The 2,044-nt window shown below is 72.9% G+C and carries 2 protein-coding genes; one reads left to right on the top strand and one right to left on the bottom strand.

From position 1 onward, the window contains the following. Positions 1 to 72: 72 nt before the first annotated feature. Complete coding sequence (locus tag SACPADRAFT_RS0208780; RefSeq protein ID WP_007027403.1) at positions 73 to 717, bottom strand: TetR/AcrR family transcriptional regulator; 645 nt, start codon at positions 715 to 717, stop codon at positions 73 to 75. Positions 718 to 919: 202 nt separating this feature from the next. Here SACPADRAFT_RS0208780 and SACPADRAFT_RS0208775 point away from each other — a divergent pair. Then, positions 920 to 2,044 (top strand): sugar phosphate isomerase/epimerase and 4-hydroxyphenylpyruvate domain-containing protein (locus tag SACPADRAFT_RS0208775; protein WP_007027404.1); only part of this gene is annotated, 1,125 nt, incomplete at its 3' end.

The following is a 2,044-nucleotide window of genomic DNA, read 5'->3' as shown; positions in this document are numbered from 1 at the left end:
TGACGCAGCGAATGTGCCCCTCACGGCGCCCGGCGCAGGGAACGTGCCCTTCACGGCAACCCCCGGCGCGGGTCAGCGGGCGGTGAGGTGGTCGAGGACGAGGTCGGTGAGCAGGGTGCGGTAGTGGGTGCGGTGGTGGGGGGCCAGCATGTCGCGGTCGAAGACGGCCCGGACGGTGTGCCGGTTCGCGGTGCGGAACACGCAGAACGCGCTGATCACCAGGTGCACGTCGAGCGGGTCGACGTCGGCGCGGAACGTGCCCGCGGCACGACCCCGGTCGAGGATGCGGGTGAGCACGTCCAGCGCCGGGTCGGCCAGGCCGGCGAGCTCCGTGGAGCGCGCGAGGTGCTCGGCGCGGTGGATGTTCTCGATCGCCACCAGGCGCACGAACTCCGGGTGCGACTCGTGGTGGTCGAACGTCAGCTCGACGACCCGCCGCAGCGCCTCGACCGGGTCCAGGTGGTCGACGTCGACCTCCTGTTCCCTCGACCGGATCTCCGCGTACGCCCGCTCCAGCACCGCGACGAACAGCCGCTCCTTGCTGCCGAAGTAGTAGTAGAGCATCCGCTTGGTGGTGCTGGTGCGCGCGGCGATCTCGTCGACCCGGGCACCGGTGTAGCCCTTGTCGGCGAACTCCTCCGTGGCCACCCGCAGGATCTCCGCCCGGGTGCGCCCGGCGTCCCGCGTGCGCCCCCCGTCGTTCCGCTGCTCGGCCACCCGCGCACCTCGTTCCCGCGTCCGGACCGTCACCGGAACGCCACCGTACCGGGCCGGTCGGGGCCCTCCCCGGCCACCGTCGGTTTATTATTAACTGTCTGGTTCGTTCATGCTAGCGTCGGGGCCACCCCACGCCCCACCGGGCGGGCGGCACGACCACCGGGGCGGGATCCGACTCCGGCGAGCAGCACAGGGAGAGACCATGCGCAGTGGCATCGCCACGGTGTGCCTGTCCGGCACCCTGGAGGACAAGCTCGACGCCGCGGCCCGGGCGGGCTTCGACGGTGTGGAGATCTTCGAGAACGACCTGATCGCCTCGTCGCTGTCGCCCGAGGCGGTGCGGCGCCACTGCGCCGGGCTCGGCCTGTCGGTGGATCTCTACCAGCCGTTCCGGGACTTCGAGGCGGTGCCCGGGCCGCTGCTGACCGCCAATCTGCGCCGCGCCGAGTCCAAGTTCGATCTGATGGAGCGGCTCGGCGCGGACACCGTGCTCGTGTGCTCGTCGGTCTCACCGGACGCCGTCGACGACGACGACCTCGCCGCCGAACATTTGCACACCCTCGCCGAGCGGGCCGCCGCACGCGGACTCCGCGTCGCCTACGAGGCGCTGGCGTGGGGCAGGCACGTCGACACCTGGCGGCACGCGGCCGAGATCGTCCGGCGCGCCGACCATCCCGCCCTCGGGTTGTGCCTGGACAGCTTCCACGTGCTCTCCCGGGGCGACGACCTGACCGGGCTGGACGCCGTCGATCCCGACAAGTTGTTCTTCCTCCAGCTCGCCGACGCCCCGGAACTGCGCATGGACGTGCTCCAGTGGAGCCGGCACCACCGGCTGTTCCCCGGGCAGGGCGCCTTCGACCTCGCCGCGTTCACCGGGGCGGTGCTCGACGCGGGCTACCGGGGTCCGCTGTCGCTGGAGGTGTTCAACGACGTCTACCGGCAGTCGGCGCCCGACCGTGCCGCCGTCGACGCGAAGCGGTCCCTGATCGCGCTGGAGGAGCGGGTCGCCGAGCGGTGGGATCGCGGCGGACGGGACCACGCCGCGGTCCCGCTCGGCAGGCTGCCCCGGGCCCCGGAGCTGACCGGCTACGCCTTCGCCGAACTCACCGTCGACGACGGCACCGGCCCCGAGGTGGAACGCACCCTCGCCGCGCTGGGCTTCGCCCACGTCGGGCAGCACCGGTCCAAGCCCGTGCAACTGTGGCAGCAGGGCCGTGCGCGGGTGCTGGTGAACTCCGGCGGCGACCGGGGCACCGCGCTGAACGCGCTGGCGGTGGACAGCGCGGACCCCGCCCGGTCGGCCCGCCGCGCGCAGGCACTGCTCGCC

Origin of the sequence: Saccharomonospora iraqiensis subsp. paurometabolica YIM 90007 (assembly GCF_000231035.2) — a bacterium.
Classification (GTDB): Bacteria; Actinomycetota; Actinomycetes; order Mycobacteriales; family Pseudonocardiaceae; genus Saccharomonospora; species Saccharomonospora paurometabolica.
This window is presented reverse-complemented; position numbering and strand designations above follow the sequence as displayed.